This window comes from Aeromonas aquatilis (assembly GCF_054052405.1).
This window is the reverse complement of the sequence record NZ_JBSTYP010000016.1, coordinates 1-20,955: the sequence shown is the minus strand read 5'-3', so window position 1 is coordinate 20,955 and position 20,955 is coordinate 1. Positions and strand designations below refer to the sequence as shown.

The 20,955-nt window shown below is 58.5% G+C and carries 15 protein-coding genes; 13 read left to right on the top strand and 2 right to left on the bottom strand.

What is annotated here, in order from left to right; genetic code table 11:
* Window positions 1–327 precede the first annotated feature (327 nt).
* The 4 genes from ACW5W8_RS08130 to ACW5W8_RS08115 all read left to right on the top strand — a co-directional run bounded on the left by ACW5W8_RS08130 (window position 328) and on the right by ACW5W8_RS08115 (window position 7,589).
* Window positions 328–2,244 (top strand): RecQ family ATP-dependent DNA helicase, encoded by a 1,917-nt coding sequence (locus ACW5W8_RS08130; protein ID WP_498627265.1) that lies wholly within the window; start codon window positions 328–330, stop codon window positions 2,242–2,244.
* 597 nt (window positions 2,245–2,841) lie between these two features.
* On the top strand, window positions 2,842–4,764 hold the full coding sequence (locus ACW5W8_RS08125) for a PrkA family serine protein kinase (RefSeq protein WP_498627263.1): 1,923 nt from the start codon (window positions 2,842–2,844) through the stop codon (window positions 4,762–4,764).
* A gap of 23 nt (window positions 4,765–4,787) precedes the next feature.
* Window positions 4,788–6,059: a YeaH/YhbH family protein gene (locus tag ACW5W8_RS08120; RefSeq protein ID WP_042030883.1), complete on the top strand. Its 1,272-nt coding sequence runs from the start codon at window positions 4,788–4,790 to the stop codon at window positions 6,057–6,059.
* A gap of 9 nt (window positions 6,060–6,068) precedes the next feature.
* Window positions 6,069–7,589 carry a SpoVR family protein gene (locus ACW5W8_RS08115; protein ID WP_498627261.1) on the top strand — a complete coding sequence of 507 codons (1,521 nt, stop codon included), beginning with the start codon at window positions 6,069–6,071 and terminating at the stop codon, window positions 7,587–7,589.
* Between the two features lie 162 nt (window positions 7,590–7,751).
* On the opposite strand, the gene fadJ is transcribed toward ACW5W8_RS08115, so the two are convergent.
* Together fadJ and fadI are read right to left on the bottom strand one after the other, a co-directional pair.
* Complete coding sequence (fadJ, locus tag ACW5W8_RS08110) at window positions 7,752–9,899, bottom strand: fatty acid oxidation complex subunit alpha FadJ (RefSeq protein WP_498627330.1); 2,148 nt, start codon at window positions 9,897–9,899, stop codon at window positions 7,752–7,754.
* On the bottom strand, window positions 9,899–11,209 hold the full coding sequence (gene fadI, locus ACW5W8_RS08105) for an acetyl-CoA C-acyltransferase FadI (RefSeq protein ID WP_201951195.1): 1,311 nt from the start codon (window positions 11,207–11,209) through the stop codon (window positions 9,899–9,901). Before fadI ends, fadJ begins: the two co-directional genes overlap by 1 nt.
* 182 nt (window positions 11,210–11,391) lie before the next feature.
* Here fadI and ACW5W8_RS08100 point away from each other — a divergent pair, with 182 nt between their 5' ends.
* The 9 genes from ACW5W8_RS08100 (at window position 11,392) to ACW5W8_RS08060 (ending at window position 20,831) form a co-directional block, all read left to right on the top strand.
* Window positions 11,392–12,342: an AAA family ATPase gene (locus ACW5W8_RS08100; RefSeq protein ID WP_064341237.1), complete on the top strand. Its 951-nt coding sequence runs from the start codon at window positions 11,392–11,394 to the stop codon at window positions 12,340–12,342.
* A complete protein-coding gene (locus tag ACW5W8_RS08095; RefSeq protein ID WP_498627259.1) occupies window positions 12,333–13,235 on the top strand; it encodes a DUF58 domain-containing protein in 903 nt (300 codons plus the stop codon). The genes ACW5W8_RS08100 and ACW5W8_RS08095 overlap by 10 nt, the downstream gene beginning before the upstream one ends.
* A complete protein-coding gene (locus ACW5W8_RS08090; protein ID WP_498627258.1) occupies window positions 13,220–13,759 on the top strand; it encodes a DUF4381 family protein in 540 nt (179 codons plus the stop codon). The genes ACW5W8_RS08095 and ACW5W8_RS08090 overlap by 16 nt, the downstream gene beginning before the upstream one ends.
* Complete coding sequence (locus ACW5W8_RS08085) at window positions 13,756–14,748, top strand: VWA domain-containing protein (protein ID WP_498627257.1); 993 nt, start codon at window positions 13,756–13,758, stop codon at window positions 14,746–14,748. The genes ACW5W8_RS08090 and ACW5W8_RS08085 overlap by 4 nt, the downstream gene beginning before the upstream one ends.
* Entirely contained in the window at window positions 14,739–16,190 is a 1,452-nt protein-coding gene (locus tag ACW5W8_RS08080) for a VWA domain-containing protein (protein WP_498627256.1), read from the top strand. Before ACW5W8_RS08085 ends, ACW5W8_RS08080 begins: the two co-directional genes overlap by 10 nt.
* A gap of 20 nt (window positions 16,191–16,210) precedes the next feature.
* Window positions 16,211–17,722 carry a BatD family protein gene (locus ACW5W8_RS08075; protein WP_498627328.1) on the top strand — a complete coding sequence of 504 codons (1,512 nt, stop codon included), beginning with the start codon at window positions 16,211–16,213 and terminating at the stop codon, window positions 17,720–17,722.
* Window positions 17,723–17,735: 13 nt separating this feature from the next.
* The gene (locus ACW5W8_RS08070) at window positions 17,736–18,335 is read left to right on the top strand and encodes a sigma-70 family RNA polymerase sigma factor (protein WP_139730872.1); all 600 of its coding nucleotides are present in this window, start codon (window positions 17,736–17,738) and stop codon (window positions 18,333–18,335) included.
* A complete protein-coding gene (locus ACW5W8_RS08065; RefSeq protein WP_498627254.1) occupies window positions 18,328–19,107 on the top strand; it encodes a DUF3379 domain-containing protein in 780 nt (259 codons plus the stop codon). Before ACW5W8_RS08070 ends, ACW5W8_RS08065 begins: the two co-directional genes overlap by 8 nt.
* A gap of 401 nt (window positions 19,108–19,508) precedes the next feature.
* Window positions 19,509–20,831 (top strand): outer membrane protein transport protein, encoded by a 1,323-nt coding sequence (locus ACW5W8_RS08060; protein ID WP_498627253.1) that lies wholly within the window; start codon window positions 19,509–19,511, stop codon window positions 20,829–20,831.
* Window positions 20,832–20,955 lie beyond the last annotated feature (124 nt).

Sequence of the window (20,955 nt, the reverse complement as noted above, 5' to 3'; positions counted from 1 at the left end):
ATGAATCATGAGTCCTGTCTGCAACCACCCATCGGGAGACCCCTGTCGCCCGAATGTGGTGTCTGTGGCCAGCCTTCTGTCGGGCCGATCCGCCAATCACCGGATTGCATGTCGGAATATCCCATTCGCCATCTTTTTTTTCCAGAGACTCACCAAAAAATATCCCGTTTCCATCACAAAAAACCGCAACAAAACCTTAACCACAGCGCAACCACCCATTTTTGTACGTTTTATCGACACTCTCTGCCCTTACCCTCACGACCATTCCTGTGCCACCCGTGACCGTGTCGCTGTGCTATCATCCCCCATTTGCCGCGGAGCCTTGCCATGATCCCATCCCTGCTCAACCAATATTTTGGTTTCTCCGCACTCAGGCCAGGTCAGGAAGCGGTGATCAGCCGGGTGCTGGCAGGTCAGAGTGCCGCCGCCATCTTTCCCACCGGCTCCGGCAAGTCCCTCTGCTATCAGCTGCCTGCCCTCGCCCTGCCACACCTGACCCTGGTGATCTCGCCGCTACTGGCGTTGATGCACGATCAGCTCGCCTTCCTTAAAAGCAAGGGACTAAGCGCCGCCACCCTCGACTCGAGCCAGAGCCCGGAGGAGAGCCGACGAGTGATGCAGCAGGCGCTGGATGGCCAGCTCAAGATCCTGATGATCTCGGTGGAGCGACTCAAGAACGAGCGTTTTCGCCGTTTTATCCAGCAAGTGCCCCTATCACTGCTGGTGGTTGACGAAGCTCACTGTATTTCTGAGTGGGGCCACAACTTTCGCCCCGACTACCTCAAGCTGCCGAGCTATCGCCATGATCTGAAGATCCCGCAGGTGCTGCTGCTCACCGCCACCGCCACACCGGCGGTTATTCAGGATATGCAGACCAAATTCGGCATCGCGCCGGAAGGGGTCGTGGTCACCGGTTTCTACCGCTCCAATCTTGATCTGGCGGTCATTCCCCTGTCGCCCGACGCGCGGGATAGCTGGCTCGCGCAGGAGTTGGCCAACGATCAGGCTGCCCCCACCATCGTCTACGTCACCTTGCAGCACACCGCCGAAGCCTGCGCCGAGCAACTCATCAGAGAAGGGATCAACGCCCGCGCCTATCATGCCGGACTCGACTCGGCGCTGCGCAGTCAGATCCAGCACGACTTCATGGCGGGCAAGGTGGATTGCATCGTCGCCACCATCGCCTTTGGCATGGGGATCGACAAAGCAGATATCCGGCGGGTCATTCACTACGATCTGCCCAAATCCATCGAGAACTACAGCCAGGAGATTGGCCGCGCCGGACGGGATGGCCAGCCATCGCGCTGTATCGTGCTGGCCAACCAGAGCCAGCTGCCGGTGCTGGAGAACTTCGTCTACGGCGATACGCCGGATTTGAGTGCCATCCTCCAGCTCCTTGCCATCATCAAGCAGAGCGGGAACGAGTGGGAATTCACCCTGCTGCGCCTCTCCAACGACACCAATATCCGCCAGTTGCCCCTTAAAACCCTGCTGGTCTATCTGGAGATGGCGGGCATCATCACCCCGGCCTACAGCTACTACGCAGATTACCGCTTCAAGTTTGTGCTGGATAAAGGCGAGATTGTGAGTCGCTTTAATCCGGATCGTCGCCAGTTTCTGGAGCAACTGTTCGCCTGCGCCCCGCAAGCGCGCAGCTGGTGCACCATGGACTTTGACGCCCTCTGGCAAGGCTATCAGGGGGAGCGGCAGCGGGCCGTTGCGGCGCTCGACTACCTGCAGCAGCAAGGCTGGATCGAGCTTGAAAGCAAACAGATGACCGAGGTCTACCGGATCACCCGTCAGGGGTGGGACAACGAACAAGAGGCAAACGCCCTGCACGCCCTGTTCCTGCAAAAAGAGCAGAGCGAGCTGGCCAGACTGCAAGCCATGCTCGACTTTTTCACATCAAGTGAGTGCCTGAGCCACCGCCTCGCCCGCTATTTTGCCGATGAGGTGGCGCTGGTTCATTGTGGCCACTGTTCGGTTTGTCGCGGCGAGGTGGCGCATCTCCCGTCCCTCCCCTCACTGACCATGCCAAACGAGGCGGGGATCCGCGCCTGGTGCGATCCGCTCATTGCCAAGACAGGTTCGGTGGATGATCGTGTTCTGGCCCGTTTCCTGTGCGGCATCACCACACCGCTGACCAGCCGGGTCAAAGCCAAATCGCTGGCGGGTGCAGGCCAGTTGGCCGCCCACCCGTTTGCCCGCGTCCTGGCGGCAGTGCAACAAGCCTACCCTTGCTAGATGAGTGCTGGTGGCTTCAATAGCCACCAGCAGAAACAAGCGTTTACAGACACAGAAAAAGAAAAAGAAGACCCTCGCGGTTGCGAGGGTCAAGCCAACGGAAACGTGCTTAAACAGAGCTTGGTGAGGCAACAGTCAACTCTCTTGCTAAAGCGTCTTGCTGCTCACACATCGCCAATCTATGGCACTCAAAATGTAGCGTCAATGTAAAAATTAGAACATAAACTCCAAACAAACCAATTTACGTTGACGTTCACGTAATGACACTTTCATTGATAACCCCGCCAACCCGCAGCCCCATTGCCTTTCGTCAAACCCCTTAATCTTTTCGCAATAAGTTCCCTCTTTCCCATAAACATTTATTTTTTATGTCTTTGACATTTACCTCACTATCATGGCAAAAATAATTTAACAGTCAGTAACATAGCGGTGTTGTTGACTGACCCTCCCCGCACAAGGATCGGGCAGGATTCTTCAGAATTTAACCAATCAACCGTGATGGATTACTGGAGGCTGTTGACTAGGCTTTAAAAGCGCACAACACAAAAGTAGTCATCCACTTTTTTCAGGGTAAGCGACTATAACGAGGGCAAAGTTATGGGCATATTCGAGCATTACCAACAGCGATATGAAAAAGCGAGAGAAGAGGAATATACCATCCAGGAGTTCCTGGATATGTGTAAGCAGGATAAAGCCTGCTACGCCTCCGCAGCCGAACGTCTGCTGACCGCCATCGGTGAGCCGGAGATGGTAGACACCTCTGCCAACCCCAGACTGAGCCGACTCTTCTCTAACCGCGTCGTGGCACGCTATCCCGCCTTCAAGGATTTCTACGGGATGGAAGAGGCGATCGAGCAGATTGTCTCCTACCTCAAACACTCCGCCCAGGGGCTGGAAGAGAAGAAACAGATCCTCTATCTGCTGGGCCCCGTTGGCGGCGGTAAATCCTCGCTGGCAGAAAAACTCAAATCCCTGATGCAGAAGGTACCCATCTATCGCATCAAGGGCTCACCGGTCAACGATCACCCCTTCTGCCTGTTCGATATCGAAGAGGATGGGGAGATCCTGGAAAAAGAGTACGGCATCCCGCGTCGCTACCTGCGTCCTATCATGTCCCCCTGGGTGGCCAAGCGCCTGCACGAGTTTGGCGGCGACATCACCAAGTTCAAGGTAGAGAAGGTCAACCCCTCCATCCTCGATCAAATTGCCATCGCCAAGACCGAACCGGGCGATGACAACAACCAGGACATCTCCTCACTGGTCGGCAAGGTCGACATCCGCATGCTGGAGCACTTCGCCCAAGATGACGCCGATGCCTACTCCTACTCAGGTGCGCTGTGTAAAGCGAACCAGGGGGTGATGGAATTTGTGGAGATGTTCAAGGCCCCCATCAAGGTGCTGCACCCGCTGCTGACAGCAACTCAGGAGGGGAACTACAACGGTACAGAAGGGCTCTCAGCCCTCCCCTTTGACGGCATCTTGCTGGCTCACTCCAACGAATCCGAGTGGCAGCAGTTCCGCAACAACAAGAACAACGAGGCCTTCCTCGACCGGGTCTACATCGTCAAGGTGCCTTACTGCCTGCGCGTCTCGGAAGAGGTGAAGATCTACGAGAAGCTGCTGGTCAACAGCGAACTGACCGAGGCCAAGTGCGCCCCGGGCACCCTCGAACTGTTGGGCCAATTCTCGGTACTGTCACGGCTGAAAGAGCCGGAAAACTCCAGCCTCTACTCCAAGATGCGGGTCTATGATGGCGAGAGCCTCAAAGACACCGATCCCAAGGCGAAGAGCTATCAGGAGTATCGCGACTACGCCGGGGTAGACGAGGGGATGAATGGTCTCTCTACCCGCTTTGCGTTCAAGATCCTCTCCCGCGTCTTCAACTTCGACCACGCGGAAGTGGCAGCCAACCCGGTGCACCTCTTCTATGTGCTGGAGCAGCAGATCGAGCGCGAGCAGTTCCCGCAAGAGCTGCACGATCGCTACCTTGAGTTCATCAAGGGTTATCTGACCCCGCGCTATGTGGAGTTCATCGGCAAGGAGATCCAGACCGCCTATCTCGAGTCCTACTCCGAGTACGGTCAGAACATCTTCGATCGCTACGTCACCTATGCCGACTTCTGGATCCAGGATCAGGAGTACCGTGACCCTGAAACCGGCCAGCTGTTTGACAGAGCGTCCCTCAACAGCGAGCTGGAGAAAATTGAAAAACCCGCCGGGATCAGCAACCCGAAAGATTTCCGCAACGAAATCGTCAACTTCGTGCTGCGTGCCCGGGCCAACAATGCAGGCCGTAACCCCAACTGGACCAGTTACGAGAAGCTGCGCACCGTGATCGAGAAGAAGATGTTCTCCAACACGGAAGAGCTGCTGCCGGTTATCTCCTTCAACAGCAAAACCTCGGCCGAGGAGCAGAAGAAGCACGATAACTTTGTCGAACGGATGATGGAGAAAGGCTACACCCGCAAGCAGGTGCGACTGCTCTCCGAATGGTATCTCAGGGTACGCAAGTCATCCTGACCCTGACTGTTCAAGGGGGAGTTATGGCGCATTTTATCGACCGCAGGCTCAACGGCAAAAACAAAAGCGCTGTCAATCGGCAGCGTTTCATCCGCCGTTACAAGAAGCAGATAAAACAAGCGGTCTCTGATGCTGTCTCCAAGCGCAGCATTCAGGACGTAGACAAGGGCGAGAGCATCAGCATTCCGACCAAGGATATCGGCGAGCCCCATTTTCATCAGGGGCAAGGCGGTAAACGGGAGATGGTGCATCCCGGTAACGATCAATTCGTCTCCGGCGACAAGATTGACCGCCCCAAAGGAGGGGGCGGCGGTCAGGGTTCCGGCGAGGGGCAGGCCTCCAATCAGGGTGAAGGGGCCGATGATTTCGTGTTCCAGATCTCCAAGGATGAGTACCTCGATCTGCTGTTTGAAGATCTCGAGTTGCCGCGGCTGCAGAAAACCCAGCTCAACCAGCTGATGGAAGTCAAAACCTACCGGGCGGGCTACACCTCCAACGGGGTGCCCGCCAACATCAACGTGGTGCGCTCGTTGCAAAACTCGCTGGCGCGTCGCATGGCGCTGCAAGCTGGCAAAAAACGCCAACTGCATGAACTGGAAGAGCGGCTGGCCCTGCTGGCCGCCGATCCTAACGAACACTTTGCCGAAATTGCCCAGCTCGAGAAGGAGATCAGGGAGCTGAAGCGGCGGATCGACGCGGTGCCGTTTATCGACACCTTCGATCTCAAGTTCAACAACTTCGTCAAACGGCCCGTCCCTTCCAGCCAGGCGGTTATGTTCTGTCTGATGGACGTCTCAGGCTCCATGGATCAGGCCACCAAGGAGATGGCCAAGCGTTTCTATATCCTGCTCTATCTGTTTCTGAGCCGGACTTACAAGAACGTAGAGGTGGTCTACATCCGCCACCACACACAGGCCAAGGAGGTGGACGAGCACGAGTTCTTCTACTCCCAGGAGACAGGCGGCACCATCGTCTCCAGCGCCCTCAAGATGATGAATGACATCATCAATGAGCGTTACCCCGCCAACCAGTGGAACATCTATGCTGCGCAGGCATCGGATGGTGACAACTGGGCAGATGATTCACCGCAATGCAGGGAGATCCTGGCGCGGGACATCATGCCAAGGGTGCGCTACTACTCCTACATCGAGATCACCACCCGTGCCCATCAGACCCTGTGGCACGAATATGAGTCGGTAGCCAGCCAGTTCCCCCACTTTGCGATGGAACACATTCGTAAAGTCGAGGATATCTATCCGGTGTTCCGCGAGCTGTTCAAGAAACAAGCGGCGTGAGGAGGTCACATGATCGAAACTGAAAAACGTGTAGCGCCACTGGATGATGGACCGGACTGGAACTTCGATCTGCTGGAGACCTATCACCAGGAGATCGCCCGGGTCGCCCGTTTCTACAAGTTGGACTCCTACCCCAACCAGATCGAGGTGATCACCGCCGAACAGATGATGGATGCCTACTCCAGCGTCGGCATGCCCATCGGCTATCAACACTGGTCGTTCGGCAAGCGCTTTATCCACACCGAGCGCAATTACAAGCGCGGCCAGATGGGACTGGCCTACGAGATCGTCATCAACTCCGATCCCTGCATCGCCTACCTGATGGAGGAGAACACCATGCCGATGCAGGCGCTGGTGATGGCCCACGCTTGCTACGGCCATAACTCCTTCTTCAAGAACAACTATCTGTTCAAGGCGTGGACCGATGCCTCCTCCATCATCGACTACCTGCTGTTCGCCAAAAAATACATCACCGAGTGCGAAGAGAAACACGGCATCGATGCAGTGGAGAAGTTGCTCGACTCCTGTCATGCCCTGATGAACTACGGGGTCGATCGCTACAAGCGGCCACAGAAGATCTCGATGGCAGAGGAGAAACGACGTCAGAAGGCGCGGGAAGATTACCTGCAGACTCAGGTCAACGAGCTGTGGCGTACCCTGCCAAAGCAGCATAAAGCGGCAGGGGTGGAGGACAGACGCTACCCCGCAGAGCCCCAGGAGAACATTCTCTATTTCATCGAGAAGAATGCGCCCCTGCTGGAGCCATGGCAGCGGGAAGTGGTGCGTATCGTGCGCAAAATCAGCCAGTATTTCTATCCGCAAAAGCAGACCCAGGTGATGAACGAGGGGTGGGCCACCTTCTGGCACTACACCATCCTCAATCACCTCTATGACGAGGGCAAGCTGAGCGATCGCTTCATGATGGAGGTGCTGCACAGCCACACCAACGTGGTCTATCAACCGGCCTACAACAGTCGTTACTACTCGGGGATCAACCCCTATGCGCTGGGGTTTGCCATGTTTACCGACCTGCGCCGCATCTGCGAGAACCCGACCGAGGAAGACAGATACTGGTTCCCCGATTACGCCGGCAGCAACTGGGTCGAAACCCTCCACTTTGCCATGCAGAACTTCAAGGATGAGAGCTTTATCAGCCAGTTCTTAAGCCCGAAAGTGATGCGGGATATGAAGTTGTTCGCCATTGATGACGACGATCTGAAGAACTATCTGAAGGTCTCCGCTATCCACAATGACGAGGGGTACCGTCAGGTGCGCAATACTCTGTCGGCCCAGTACAACCTCAGCAATCTGGAGCCCAATATTCAGGTGTACAACGTCGCCGTGAAGGGGGATCGCTCCCTCACCCTGCGCTATGTGCCCCACAACCGCATCCCCCTTGGCGACTCTCGCCATGAGGTGCTCAAGCACCTGCATCAGCTGTGGGGGTTCGACGTAGTGTTGGAGCAGGATAACGGCGAGCTGCCGCCCGATATCATAGGTCGTTGCCCGGAGCGCAAACCGGGGATCTGACCGATGCACCTATATCTCGACGGCCCACTTCGGTGGGCCGTTTTTTATCAGCTTTCGCCTCTACCGGCATCATCGCAGCACAACCTGAACAAACCACAACATAGAAGGAGGCCCGCATGGTGTGCGGGCCTCTTTGCCTTGCAGTCACTCTGCAGCGGTTTATCAGTAGAAGGTCTGCTGCTCTGCGGCCATCGCCTTGAGACGGGCACAGGGAGCAAACCGGTCGCCGTGGCGCTTCTGGTAATACTCCAGACGGCCAACCAGATGATCGATCCCGAGCGTGTCCATGTAGCGGAACGGGCCGCCAAGGAATGGCGGGAAGCCGATGCCGAAAATGGCACCGATATCGCCATCACGGGCCGAGGCCACCACACCGCTATCCAGCGCCATGGCCGCTTCGTTGAGCATCAGCAACACGCAGCGCTCCGCGATCTCCTGACGGGCCAGCTTGGCTGAAGGCTTGATGCCGAGCACGCCATAGACGCTCTCGTCCACCGTCTTCTTGCCCTCTTTGCCAGTCAGCTTGTTGCGCGGTGCCGCCTTGCCATAGAGGTAGAAGCCCTTGCCGTTCTTGCGTCCCTTGCGATCATTTTGCAGCAGCTTGTCGAACGCCTTGGGCGCCTGGAACTGCTCGCCGCCCAGCTCTTTCTCGAGAATGGGGGAGATCTTGGCGCCCACGTCGATACCGACCTCATCGAGCAAGGTGATGGGGCCAACCGGGAAGCCAAAGTCCAGCAGTGTGCTATCCAGCACCTCCACCGGCTCCCCTTCCAGCACCAGTCTTGCCGCCTCATTCATGTAGGGCGCGAGGATGCGGTTGACGTAGAAACCGGCTTCGTCCTTCACCACGATGGGGGTTTTGCCCTGGGCACGGGCAAAAGCCAGCGTGGTCGCGACCGTCTCGGCACTGGTGCCAGCGTGCGGGATGATCTCCGCCAGCGGCATCTTGTCCACCGGGCTGAAGTAGTGCAGCCCCACGACTCGCTCCGGGTGCGCCGCCTCTGCCGCAATCTGGTTGATGGGCAGAGAGGAGGTGTTGGAGGCAAACACTGTGTGTTCACCGCACTCACGTTCTACGTCTTTCACCATCTGGTGTTTAAGATTGAGATCTTCAAACACCGCCTCCACCACCATGTCGACCCGGTGGAAACCGGAGTAGTCGAGGGTGCCGGTCAGCAGGCTCATCTGCTTTTCCAATTCGCTGCGCAGGATGTGACGACGCTTGAGCTTCTTGGCCAGAATGTCATAGCTGTAGCGCATGGCATTGCCGATCCCGGCGCTTGCCACATCCTTGATCCGCACCGGCACACCGGCCTTGGTGGCGGTGACGAACGCGATGCCGCCCCCCATCAGACCACCGCCCAGCACGGCGGCATGGGCCACCTTGCGCGGCTCGGCCCCCTGATAGCTGACCTCTTTCTTCATCTCGGTGGTGGCAAAGAAGATGGAACGCAGGGCGGCAGACTCAGCAGTCATCACCAGCTCGCCAAAGTGACGGGATTCGGCAGCCAAACCAGCCTTCATCCCCTCCTCCACGCCGATGCGCACAACGTCCAGGATCCGCTCTGGCGCCGGGTAGTTGCCACGGGTCTTGGCTTTCACCCCCTTGCTGGCCTGATCAAACAGCACCTTGCGACCCAGCTTGTTGGTCTCCAGCACCTTGCCCTGCAGATCCCGTTTCAACTGATGGCGCGGTTTGCCCTTCTTGGCCAGCTTGATGGCAGCATCCAGCAAGATTGACGGCGGCACCACATCATCCACCAGCCCCAATTTCTTGGCCTGTTTGGCGCGCACCTGCTTGCCGGTCAGCATCAGATCCAGCGCCTTGGCCACCCCGATAAGGCGCGGCAGACGCTGAGTACCGCCAGAGCCCGGCAGCAGACCGAGCTGCACTTCCGGCAATCCCAGCACAGATTTTCCGTGATCGGTCACCACCCGACCATGGCAGGCCAGCGCCAGCTCCAGCCCGCCACCGAGGCAGGGACCATGAATGGCGGCGATCACCGGAATGGTCAGCCCCTCGATCTCGGCAAAGATCTCCTGTCCATCTCGTGACAGGGTCTCGGCATCCTTGGCACTGCTGCAGGCGGCCAGCATGGTAATGTCAGCGCCGGCGATGAAGGAGTCCTTCTTGCCTGAGGTGATCACCAGACCGATCAAATCCTTGTTGCGTTTCACCTCCGCCAGTACGGAGCGGATCTCCTCGACAAAAGCGGCCTTGAGGGTATTCATGCTCTCGCCCGGCACATCCATGGTAAGGATACCGATGCCATCTTTGCGAACATCCAGGGAAAAAGTCTTAGCGCTCATCATTCAACCTCCAACACCATAGCCACGCCCAATCCGCCCGCCGCGCAGGCGGTGTTGAGCCCCAGTCCCCCGCCGCGACGACGTAGCTCGTGCAGGGTCTGGGTGATCATCCGCGCACCGGTCGCGGCAAAGGGGTGGCCATAGGCCAGCGAACCGCCGAGGACGTTGAACTTCTCCATGTCCACCTCGCCGATGGCCTGATCGCGGCCCAGCTTGTCACGGGCAAACTCGTGGCTGGCAAACATCTTGAGGTTGGCCAGAGTCTGGGCGGCAAAGGCTTCGTGCATGTCGATCAGGGTCAAATCGCTGAGCGTGATGCCGGCTCTGTCTAGCGCCAGCGGCGTGGCATAGGAGGGGCCCATCAGCATGTCTTGCCAGACATCGATGGCCGAGAAGGCGAAGCTGCGGATATAGCCAAGCGGTTCGAGGCCCAGCTCTTTCGCCCGACCTTCGCGCATCAACAGCACGGCAGCAGCGCCATCGGTCAGCGGCGTGGCATTGGCAGCAGTGACTGTGCCATGGACCCGATCAAACACCGGCTTGAGCTTGGCGTAGCTCGCCAGATCCGAGCTTTCACGGATATTGTTGTCCCGCTCCAGCGGTGACTTGTAAGGCGGTACATGGGCGGTAAACACCTCACCGCTGAGCTTGCCATCAGCCCAAGCCTGCGCGGCCAGGGTGTGGGAGCGATGAGCCAGCGCATCTTGCGCCTCGCGGCTGATCTGGTGACTCTTGGCCATCTGCTCGGCGGTCTGTCCCATCGAAAGTCCCGTAGAGTATTCCGCCACTGCGGGCGGCACCGGCAGCAGATCCTTGACCCGCAGCTGACGCAGAATATTGAAGCGCTGCTGCAGATTGCGCGCCTTGTTGAGATCCACCAGGGCGCGGGCCAGCTTCTTGCTCACCCCGATAGGCAGTACGGAGGAGGAGTCAGCCCCACCGGCAATGGCGATGTCTACGGTACCGGCCATGATGGATTCGGTGACGTTGGCCACCGCCTGGAAACTGGTGGCGCAGGCGCGGGAGACGCTATAGGCATCGGTATTGACGCTCATGCCGGTACCGAGCACGATCTCGCGGGCAATGTTGGGGGCTTCCGGCATCTGAACCACCTGACCAAACACCAGCTGGTCGATAAGCGTGGGATCGAGATCGGTACGGGCAAGCATCTCGCTCACCACCAGTTTGCCGAGATCGACTGCAGGCACGCCATGAAAGGCGGTGGCCTGCTTGGCAAAGGGGGTACGCAGCCCCGCCACGACGGCAATCCGTTCGCCCTGGCGAGTCGTCAGTTTCAATGGCTGTTTCATCCTGGCTCCTTGGTTTAAAAGGCAGAGGTCTGACCTCATTGCGCCACATCTTAACAATCCAATCACAAGTTTCATACAGCTGATTGAAACTAAATTAAGCACGACAAGGCCCCTTTGCTCGCCCTTGGGAAGCAACTGGAGTATAAAAAGATCAACTTCCATAAAAACAACGGGTTTATCGCATGGCAGCGGCCGAGTTCAGAGCACTTAGGGACTATCTTGGCAGTCAGATCCTGGGGCAAGAGGAGCTAATAGAAGGGCTCCTGATTGCCCTGTTATGTGAAGGACATGTGTTAATCGAAGGGGCCCCCGGCCTTGCCAAAACCCGCGCCGTCAAGGCGCTCGCTGGCGCCGTCGAGGGGCGCTTTGCCCGTATCCAGTTTACCCCCGACCTGCTGCCTGCCGATCTCACCGGTAGCGAGGTGTTTCACCCGCAGGATGCCAGTTTTGTATTCCAACCAGGCCCCCTGTTCAACCATCTGGTGCTGGCCGACGAGATCAACCGGGCACCGGCCAAGGTACAATCGGCGCTGCTGGAAGCCATGGCCGAACACCAGATCACAGTGGGCAAAAAGAGCTGGCGGCTGCCGCCGCTCTTTATGGTGGCCGCCACCCAGAATCCTATCGAGCAGGAGGGAACCTATCCCTTGCCGGAGGCCCAGCTCGACCGATTTCTGCTCAAGCTGATGGTGGATTACCCGAGCCCTACGATGGAGCTCGCCATCTTGCAGCTCAACGCCAGCGGCGAACAGCTTGGCGCGGCACCAGTGACCCTGAGCCAGACCAGCTTGCAACGTGCCCGCAGTGAAGTGCTGGCGGTGACCATGCAAAGCCGACTGGAGCACTATCTGGTGGAGCTGGTCTGCGCCACTCGCCCGGGCAGCGGCCTGTGCCCTGCCCTTGAGCCACTAATTGCCGTAGGGGCCAGCCCCCGCGCCACATTGGGGCTGGCTCGCTCCGCCCGCGCCCGCGCCTGGCTTGCCGGACGAGATTATGTGCTGCCGGAAGATATCCAGCTGCAAGCCTATCCGGTGCTGCGCCACCGCCTTATACCCAGCTATCAGGCACTGGCCGACAATCTGGATAACGATATCCTGATCGCCCAACTGCTGGATCAGGTGCCATGCCCCTAGATCCCGGTCTACATCCCGATATCGCCCTGTCGCTGCCACGGCTGCTCAATATTCGGCTCTGGGCCAAAGCCAAGAAGTCACCTCACGCAGGCAGAAGCAGCAGCGAACGCGGCAAACCGGGCCGCTCTCCCGGACTCACGTTTCGAGAGCTGCGCGCCTATCAGGCTGGTGACGAGGTACGCCATATCGACTGGCGAGTGACCGCACGCCTCGGTCGTCCCTATACCCGCCTCTATAGCGAGGAGCTCGATCAGGCGCACTGGCTGTTGATCGATCTCTCTCCCGCCATGTATTTCGGCTCCACGCTGCAGCTCAAGGCGCGTCTGGGATGCGAGCTGGCAGCAGCCCTGATCTGGCAAGGGGAGAAGCAGCACAACACCCTGGTCTGCCACGGGCTTATCCCCCATCACCAGAGCCAGCGCGGCAGCGTGCTGCCTCTGCTCGAATCCCTCTGCCATCACTATCAGCAAGGGCTGGCCCGCCGGGCGCTTTCTCACTCACTGGCCGATACCTTGTCCGGCGTGAAGCTACCTCACGGTGCCAAGCTGACGATCATCACCGATCACAGACCCTGCGAGTCGGCGCTCTGTCAGCAGTTGCAGCAACTGTCACGGCGCCACGATATTCACTATTGGCAGATCCGCGATCCCCTTGAAGCAGCCCTTCCCCCTGACGGCCAGCTGCCAGTGGCCATCGATCGGCCAGGACAGCACTATCAGGGTTGGCTGGATGGGAGCCATGCCGGTTTCTCCCAGCGCTACCGGCATGCCGCCGAGCAGCAGCTGGCCCACGGCAAGCAACTGTTGTTGCCGCTGGTGCAGCGCCTTTATCTGCTCGATAACAGCCAGACGCTACAACAGCAATGGCAGGAGGGGTTATGTCATCAGGGATGATCTCACCCGCCAAACTCAACAGCGCCAGTCCCGCCTCCGACGCCATCACTCCGCCGTTGGCCGCCCTGATGCGAGACATCCACCCGGGGCCGGATCTGATTGAACAGAGTCTTGACCCCAGAGTGCAGGCGCTATTTTGGCTATTGATCACAGGCCTATTGCTGCTGCTGATCGTCCTGATTGCCCGCAGGGTGATACGTTACCGCCGCTGGTGCCGTCAGCTGGAGGGAGATCCGGCGCTGCTGGTGGTACGCATACAGGAAGCCCTGCGTCACGAATCGCTGCAACGCTGGCCCGAGGCGCGCCAGTTGCAGGGAGAGGCGTGGCTCGCCTTTGTCGATCGCCACGGCGGCAGCGATTTTAGCCAGTTCTCGCCTCACTGGAGCAGTTGGCTCTATGGTAGCCAGAACCCGACTCGCGATCAGTGCGCACAGCTGCAGCAAAATTATCGGCGCTGGGGTCAGACCCTCTTCTTGCAACGATCTCCCCACTCGAGGCGTAAAGCCGCGCGGAGGCACCCATGATCCTGGCCTGGCCCTGGTTTGCGCTGGCGCTGGTGCTGCCCTTGCTGGTGCGCTTCGGCTTGCCACCCCTGCGCCGCGGCTATCTGGCTCACCCCGGGTTTGCGCTGCTGCGTCCTCAGGCCGGATTGCCGCTCTGGCGCGCCATGCTGCTCTGGTGCGCCCTTATCCTCGCCCTCTGCCGCCCCCAGTGGTGGGGGGAACCGGTTATCCAATATGAAGGGAGTCGGGATCTGCTGCTGGCGGTGGATCTGTCAGACAGCATGCGTACCCCCGATATGCTCGACAGCGGCGAACAACAAGCGCGGCTGACGGCGGTGCGTCAGCAGATCAAGGCGCTGATCGCCAAACGGGCCGGAGACAGGGTGGGCCTCATCGTCTTTGCCGATCACGCCTATCTGCTCTCTCCCCTCACTCAGGAGATCCCCGCGCTGTTGACCTTGAGCGATGAGCTCGATTTTGATCTGGTCGGCCGAACCACCGCCCTTGGCGAGGCGATCCAGCTGGCACGTCAGCATGGGGATCCTGGCCGCCCCACCGCCCTGCTGCTAGTCACTGATGGCCGCAATACCGCAGGCAATGCCGACCCGCTGCAGGAGGCCAAACTCGCCGCGGCACGGGGAATACGGATCTACACGCTGGGGGTTGGGGCCGATCCCGATACCTTTATCCAACCCTACGATGAGGCGGGCAGCGGTCAGGCCGATCCCAGCAGCGAACTGGACGAACCGCTCCTGAAAGAGCTGGCCGAGACAGGACAGGGGCGCTATTTCCGGGCGCGAACCCAGAGCGATCTCGATGCCATCAACGCGGCTCTCAATGCCCTTGAACCGGCCCCCATGCCCGTAGCCCATTATCAACCGGTGATCGAGCTCTACCCCTGGCCGCTGGCTCTGCTGGGTGGCTTGCTGCTGCTGCCGGCAGGGCGTGGCAAGCTGGAGTTGCGTATGGTGCGTAGCTGGCTGGCACGAGGCACGCGCAGATGGAGCTGATCTTGCTCCGCCCCCTGTGGCTGATCGCACTCATCCCCTGGCTCTGGCAAGGATGGCGCCGCCGTCGCCAGCCCCCGCTGCTCGCACCTGCGATGCAGGCTTATTTGCTGCCAGCATCCCGTCCTCAGCGCCCCTGGCTCTGGCTGGCAACCCTGCCTGTGATTTTGGCCCTGAGTGGCCCCGCACTGCGCGGTGAGCTGCAACAGCAACCTGCGGCGCCGCTCGATATCTGGCTGCTCGACTTGTCACGCTCGATGACCGCCACCGATCTCAAACCGGATCGGGCAACCCGGGTCAGATGGCAATTACAGCAGCTGCTGAGCCGCGCCAATGGCGAGCGCATTGCGCTGATCCTCTACGCGGGCGATGCCTACCTCGCCATGCCGCCCACCCGGGATCATCAGGCCCTTTCGCTGCTACTGCCCGACTTGCGCCCCGATATAATGCCGCTGCAGGGCAGCAACCCTGCACGGGCAGTAAAACTTGCCATGAAGCAGCTGGCCCCTGGAGAACAAGCGCGTCTGCTGCTGATCACCGACGACCTCACCCGGAGTCAGATGACCCAAATCGCTGCTCTGTGGCCCTGCCAGCAACGCCTTCTCTGCCGCGACACCCAGTCGGCACGCCTCGATATTCTGCTTGCCAGCAGCGGTCAACCGGCCCCCATGCCTGCCATTCCGGCCAATGAGTTGGGGTTTGCCACCCGCATGCCCGCTCAGTTGCCCGCCCCCGATAGTCAGGCCATTACCGCCTTGGCCAATCGCCTCGGCGGTGAGCTACAGTGGCTTGGCAGCGACGTCCCCCGCTTTGCCCCCCTCCCCACCACGACCTCGGCCCTCACCACGGCGCCACTGGATCTTGGCCCCTGGTTGCTAATCCCCTTGTTACCGCTCGCCTTGCTGGCCAGAGTCGGCGCCCGGTTGATGGTGGCGCTGATGGTGGGAATTCAGCTGCTTACGCCGCAAGATCTGCAAGCAGCAGAGAAGGGAGATCTGCAAGCGATGCAGGCTTATCAAGAGGGGGATTTTCAGAGGGCTGCCCGCACCTTCAACGATCCAGTCTGGCGCGGCAACGCCTGGTATCGAGCTGGTGCCTACCGGCAAGCTATCTCAGCCTATCAGGAAGCGACGAGTGCCACCGCCCACTACAACCGCGGCAATGCCCTGCTGCAACTGGGGGAGTTTGCGGCCGCCAAAGAGGCCTATCTGGCCGCTCTGGCGCTTGAACCCGGCCATGAAGATGCGCTCTATAACCTCTCACTGTTACAGGGAGGAGCGGCCGCAGCTCTCGACACCAACAGCAGCAAACAGCACGAACCAGCGGCTGCTCAGCAGGCAGCAGCAATGCCCCTGCCCCCCTCTCCCCCGGTGTTGCTGCTGGAGCAGCGGCTGCGCAAAGAGGCGCTGCGCCGGGATCTGATCAAGGTGGAGGAGCCCTGGTGACGCGGGCTGGATGGGGGCTGTTGCTCGCACTGACGAGTCCACTTGGTTGGGCCCTGCCCCCCCGGGCAGAGCTGCTGCCGGGGGCTGACCCCAGCGATTGGCTGCTGATCATCGAAGCGGATGACGAGCGCCAGAGCAGCGAGCTGGAGCTCACCCCTTTACTGCGCCAGTTTGCGGTGGGCAGAGTAACCATGAGCCGGGTCACCACCCCGGTACAACAACTGACTCGCTGGCAGATCCCGCTGCACCTGAGCAATTCACCCGCAAATACAGAGGTGGTGATTGCCCCGCTCAAGCTCGGAAATGAGTTCACCCCCTCGCTCACCCTGCCATTGAGAGAGGCGAAAACAGCCGCGCTGCCCAAGCCCCCAGCACCCTCGCCCCTCGAGATGCAGGCCAGCCTTGATCATCAGGGCCCGCTCTATCCCGGCCAGCCGGTGATCTACCGGCTGACACTGTGGCTGCCCACCAGTATGCAAAACCCGGCGCTGAGCGAACTCAGCTCTGCTAACTTCACTATCCGTCGCCTCGGTAGCGACGAGTGGATCGCCCCCGCTCAGGCTGGTCTGCCCGGCCGGCTCACCCGCAGCTGGCTTATTCAGGCAAAAGCGCCGGGACTCTGGTACCTCGACTCACCCCGCTTGCAGGGGCAGCTCACGCAGCAAGGGAACAAGCCGCAAAAACTCTCGGCCCGCGCGGCACCACTCGAGGTTCGGGTCGACAAAGCCCCCGCCACGCAGGTGGCCACCCGGCTGACCCTGAGTCAACGGCTTGAACCGGCCTCCACGGGGGAAATGGGTGAACCGCTGATCCGTATCCTCACCCTGACCATGGAAAATGGTGACAGCGGCCAGATACAGCTTGCCCCCCTGATGGCCCATCAACTGCCAAACGGCATACAGGCACATCCCGATGGCGAGCAACAGCAGGAGCGTTACCGAGATGGCAAGCTACTGTTTGAGCGACAGTGGCGCCAGACTCTGGTCGCGGAGCAGAGCGGCGACTATCACCTGCCCCCCATTGTTCTGCCCTGGTTTAATACCCAAAGTGGCCGGATTGAGCAGGCCAGCCTACCTGCCATCACGCTGACGTTTCAGGCAACGACAAATCGGCAACCTGATCAGCAGACATCGCAGATGGCACTGCGAGAGAGCCTTTGGTGGGTCGTGCTGGCCATAACGCTGCGTGCGCTATGGCGCCACTGGCCCCGCTGGCGCGCCTTCTATCAACTGCAACGTGCCCTTGCCCAACACCAGCCGGATGCCAGTCGCAAGGCACTGATCCTGTGGGCGACCATGCGCTGGCAGGTCTCCTATTATCAATTAGGCCAGTTGCCTGACGCTGGGCATAATCGGGTCGGCAACACGCTCGCCGCACTCGAGCGAGCCTGTTTTGCTCGGCCCTCTTCTGGCCCGCCTATCGAGTGGCGCGCTCTGGCGCGTACCCTCAGGGCTGATGAAACCGCCGGTATTGCGCATCTGATTTACCTGCTGGCGCACAGGAGTTCCCGCTCCCGCCGCCACGCCCCCTGACAAGGATTGCCCTATGGCACTGCTGTTTTTTAGAAAAAAACGTGCTCAGCAGCATATTGGTGGAAATGATCCGGCTACTTCGCCGGTCTCTGATCCCATGGCTGACAAACAAACCAAATTTGAAGCACTGGTTCATGCGCTTCACGGCGATCTCTACCGGTATGCCTACTGGCTGACCCGGGATCCCAACGTAGCGGAAGATCTGGTGCAAGAGACCTTCCTGCGTGCCTGGAAGGCTATCGACACCCAGCAGGATGACAAGGCGGCCAAGGGGTGGCTGATCACCATCCTCAGACGGGAGAACGCTCGCCGCTTTGAACGCAAACAGCTAGAGCTGGTGGATCTCGACGATCACCCTCAGCCCCAGCACGATGCGCTGCACAGCGAACAGGAGATGGAGAACGAGTGGTTGCACCGTCACATCGCTCGGTTGCCCGAGGAGTATCAGGAGCCACTGCTGCTGCAAGTCGTGGGAGGATTCAGTGGTGAGGAGATTGCCGAGATGCTCGGCCTCAACAAGAACACCGTCATGACCCGCCTGTTTCGCGCCCGCAACCAGATCAAGGAGGCGATGGAGCAGAAGAACCAAGCAAGAGGACACGGACATGGATGAACTCGAATTTCGCCGCAACGCCATGATCCAGCCCAACGATCAACAACCGGATTTTCTCAAAACCGCTGAAGCCAGCCGGGCCAATCAGAACTACCTCGACGAGATGAAGCAGTTCGACAGAAGCCTCAAGCGCGCCATGCAGGTAGAGGTCCCCGCCGGACTAGCCGAACGGATCCTGCTCAGGCAAGCCATGCTGCAAGACAGTGACGCGCCAGATGAGATGCCGCCATCCCGACCCCTTGGCACGGCACCGGTCAAGCTCCGGACATCGACATCCTGGAGCCAGATCGCCCTGGCTGCATCGGTCGCCTTCCTGCTGGGAATGAGCACCCGCTGGATCACGCTGCCAGAAACGGCTCCTGCGGCCCTCTCCCTCGCACAGGTGGCGATGGCTCATGTCTATGGCGAAGAGCCCTTTATTGAAGGTGTCGATGAGCAGGTCAATCTGCATAACATCAATGCCAAGATGGAGAAGTATGGCGCCACCTTAAGCGGGATGGATGGGCTCAAGGTGACCTATGTCAATCACTGCTCGTTTTATCAAGGACCAGCCTTGCACATGGTGATCCAGGGAAAGATGGGGCCAGTCACTCTCTTTTTAGTGCCCAAACATGTGCCATTAACCCTGCAACAGGCCACCTTTGAAGATGGCACCCTCAAAGGGGAGATTGTCCAGCTCAAAGGCGCCAACATGGTACTGATTGGCGAGATGAAAGAGCCACTTGCCCCCGTTGCCAACGCACTGCAGTCACGTCTGCAGTGGGACATTTAACATCGCCGGTTAACAACCTCAGAACCATCCTCAATAGCAGGCGGCGGTCACCAGCCGCTGCCTGTTCCCCCCTGATTACTCCCCTTTGTCACTCATTTGCCTCAAAATTTCGAAAAATTGACAAAATTATTTTTGTGACGGAGATCGGCAATCCAGGTCAATAATCCATCTTTAGCCCCTGAAAATGATGAATTAAACAGCAGGTTAAAACAAATGATTAACACATCGATCACTTTTATGTATTCTGCTGTCACTGGTCTGATTTCTTACCTCCTACCAGATCCATAGAATCACGCCAGAATTGATTGGGAAGAAGCTGAAATAAAAACGGATTTTGTCGAGGTTTGCATTGAACGTGCAGCCAATATCGGCAAAAAAATCTGCCTACAAGAGAGAACACCATGACGACAACTATTTTCAAGAAGAGCCTGATTGCCGCCACCATCGCGCTGGCCACCGGTCAAGTCCATGCCGCGGCATTCCAGTTGAACGAGCACTCGGCCTCCGGTCTGGGTCGCGCCTATGCCGGTGAAGCGGCTATCGCCGACAACGCCTCCGTTCTGGCCCGTAACCCGGCCGCCATGACCACCTTCGACAAGATGGCGGTTTCTGTCTCCGGCACCTACATCAAACCGGATGTGGATGTGGATGGTGCAATAAATCGGGTTGATGCAAACGGGAACAAAATTGCCAAATTAACCGATGCAAGCGAGTCAGGCATTGCTCCGGCAGCCTTCGTCCCCGCCTCTTACTTTATTCAGCCACTAAATGACCAGTGGGCTTGGGGTATTGGGTTGTTCTCCAACTACGGTCTCGCAACCGAATATACGGAAACCTTCGCGGCTGGTGCCGGTGCTGGTAATACCGAGTTGATGACCTTCAATATCAACCCGAACATTGCCTATCGTATCAATGAACACTTCAGTGTCGGTGCCGGTATCAATGCCGTTTACGGTGCTGCAGAACTCAACCGTTTTGCGGGTTACACTGGCACAGCGTTGCCCAAAGATACCAATGTCGCTCATCTTAAGGGGGATACTTGGGGCTTTGGCTGGAACATCGGTACTCTCTATGAAGTTAACGAAAACCATCGCTTTGCTCTGACTTATCGCTCACAAGTGGATATGAGCTTTGATGGTGATTTTCAGGGAGCGACTGCCGGTGTAGCCGGTCTCCAGAATGGCAAGCCTGTATTTAAAACAGTAGATGGCAATCTAAAGCTGGACTTGCCAGCTCAAGCTGAATTTGCCGGATATCACCGTTTGAATCAGCAATTTGCAGTTCATTACTCCGTCAACTGGACTGACTGGAGTGCGTTTGAAGAACTCAAAGCAACCAGCAATGGTTGTAAAGATGGCGCAATTGTTGGTCAATGCTTGCAAAAACCAGAGAATTTTAAAGACTCTCTTCGTTATTCCATCGGTGGTACCTGGTATATCAACCCGGCTTGGGAAGCACGTCTGGGCTTCGCCTATGACAACACCCCGATTGAAGCTGAATACCGTAGCTTGAGTATTCCGGACTCAGACCGTATCTGGTATAGCGCTGGCGCTACCTACCATATCAACACCGATATGAGCGTTGATTTTGGTATGGCTTATCTGGATGGCAAAAAGGTTGACGTCGATGAAGGCCTGCCGAAACATGATAGTTTGAACCGCTGGCAAGGTACTTCCCACGGCAACGCCTTCCTGGCCTCTGCCCAGTTCAACATGAAGTTCTGATTATTGATAGAATGGAAAGAGCGCCACCAGGCGCTCTCAGACTGCTGACAAACCCCTGGACGCCGATCCCGGGGTTTGATCTAATTGCTGCATGGTCAATAAATGGACTGCACCATGCTCAGAG

Coding starts and splice junctions, on each gene's coding strand:
- ACW5W8_RS08090 (WP_498627258.1), top strand. CDS start 13,220: ATGTCATCAGGGATGATCTCACCCGCCAAACTCAACAGCGCCAGTCCC.
- fadI (WP_201951195.1), bottom strand. CDS start 11,209: ATGAAACAGCCATTGAAACTGACGACTCGCCAGGGCGAACGGATTGCC.
- ACW5W8_RS08120 (WP_042030883.1), top strand. CDS start 4,788: ATGGCGCATTTTATCGACCGCAGGCTCAACGGCAAAAACAAAAGCGCT.
- fadJ (WP_498627330.1), bottom strand. CDS start 9,899: ATGAGCGCTAAGACTTTTTCCCTGGATGTTCGCAAAGATGGCATCGGT.
- ACW5W8_RS08080 (WP_498627256.1), top strand. CDS start 14,739: ATGGAGCTGATCTTGCTCCGCCCCCTGTGGCTGATCGCACTCATCCCC.
- ACW5W8_RS08065 (WP_498627254.1), top strand. CDS start 18,328: ATGGATGAACTCGAATTTCGCCGCAACGCCATGATCCAGCCCAACGAT.
- ACW5W8_RS08125 (WP_498627263.1), top strand. CDS start 2,842: ATGGGCATATTCGAGCATTACCAACAGCGATATGAAAAAGCGAGAGAA.
- ACW5W8_RS08115 (WP_498627261.1), top strand. CDS start 6,069: ATGATCGAAACTGAAAAACGTGTAGCGCCACTGGATGATGGACCGGAC.
- ACW5W8_RS08130 (WP_498627265.1), top strand. CDS start 328: ATGATCCCATCCCTGCTCAACCAATATTTTGGTTTCTCCGCACTCAGG.
- ACW5W8_RS08095 (WP_498627259.1), top strand. CDS start 12,333: ATGCCCCTAGATCCCGGTCTACATCCCGATATCGCCCTGTCGCTGCCA.
- ACW5W8_RS08085 (WP_498627257.1), top strand. CDS start 13,756: ATGATCCTGGCCTGGCCCTGGTTTGCGCTGGCGCTGGTGCTGCCCTTG.
- ACW5W8_RS08060 (WP_498627253.1), top strand. CDS start 19,509: ATGACGACAACTATTTTCAAGAAGAGCCTGATTGCCGCCACCATCGCG.
- ACW5W8_RS08100 (WP_064341237.1), top strand. CDS start 11,392: ATGGCAGCGGCCGAGTTCAGAGCACTTAGGGACTATCTTGGCAGTCAG.
- ACW5W8_RS08070 (WP_139730872.1), top strand. CDS start 17,736: ATGGCACTGCTGTTTTTTAGAAAAAAACGTGCTCAGCAGCATATTGGT.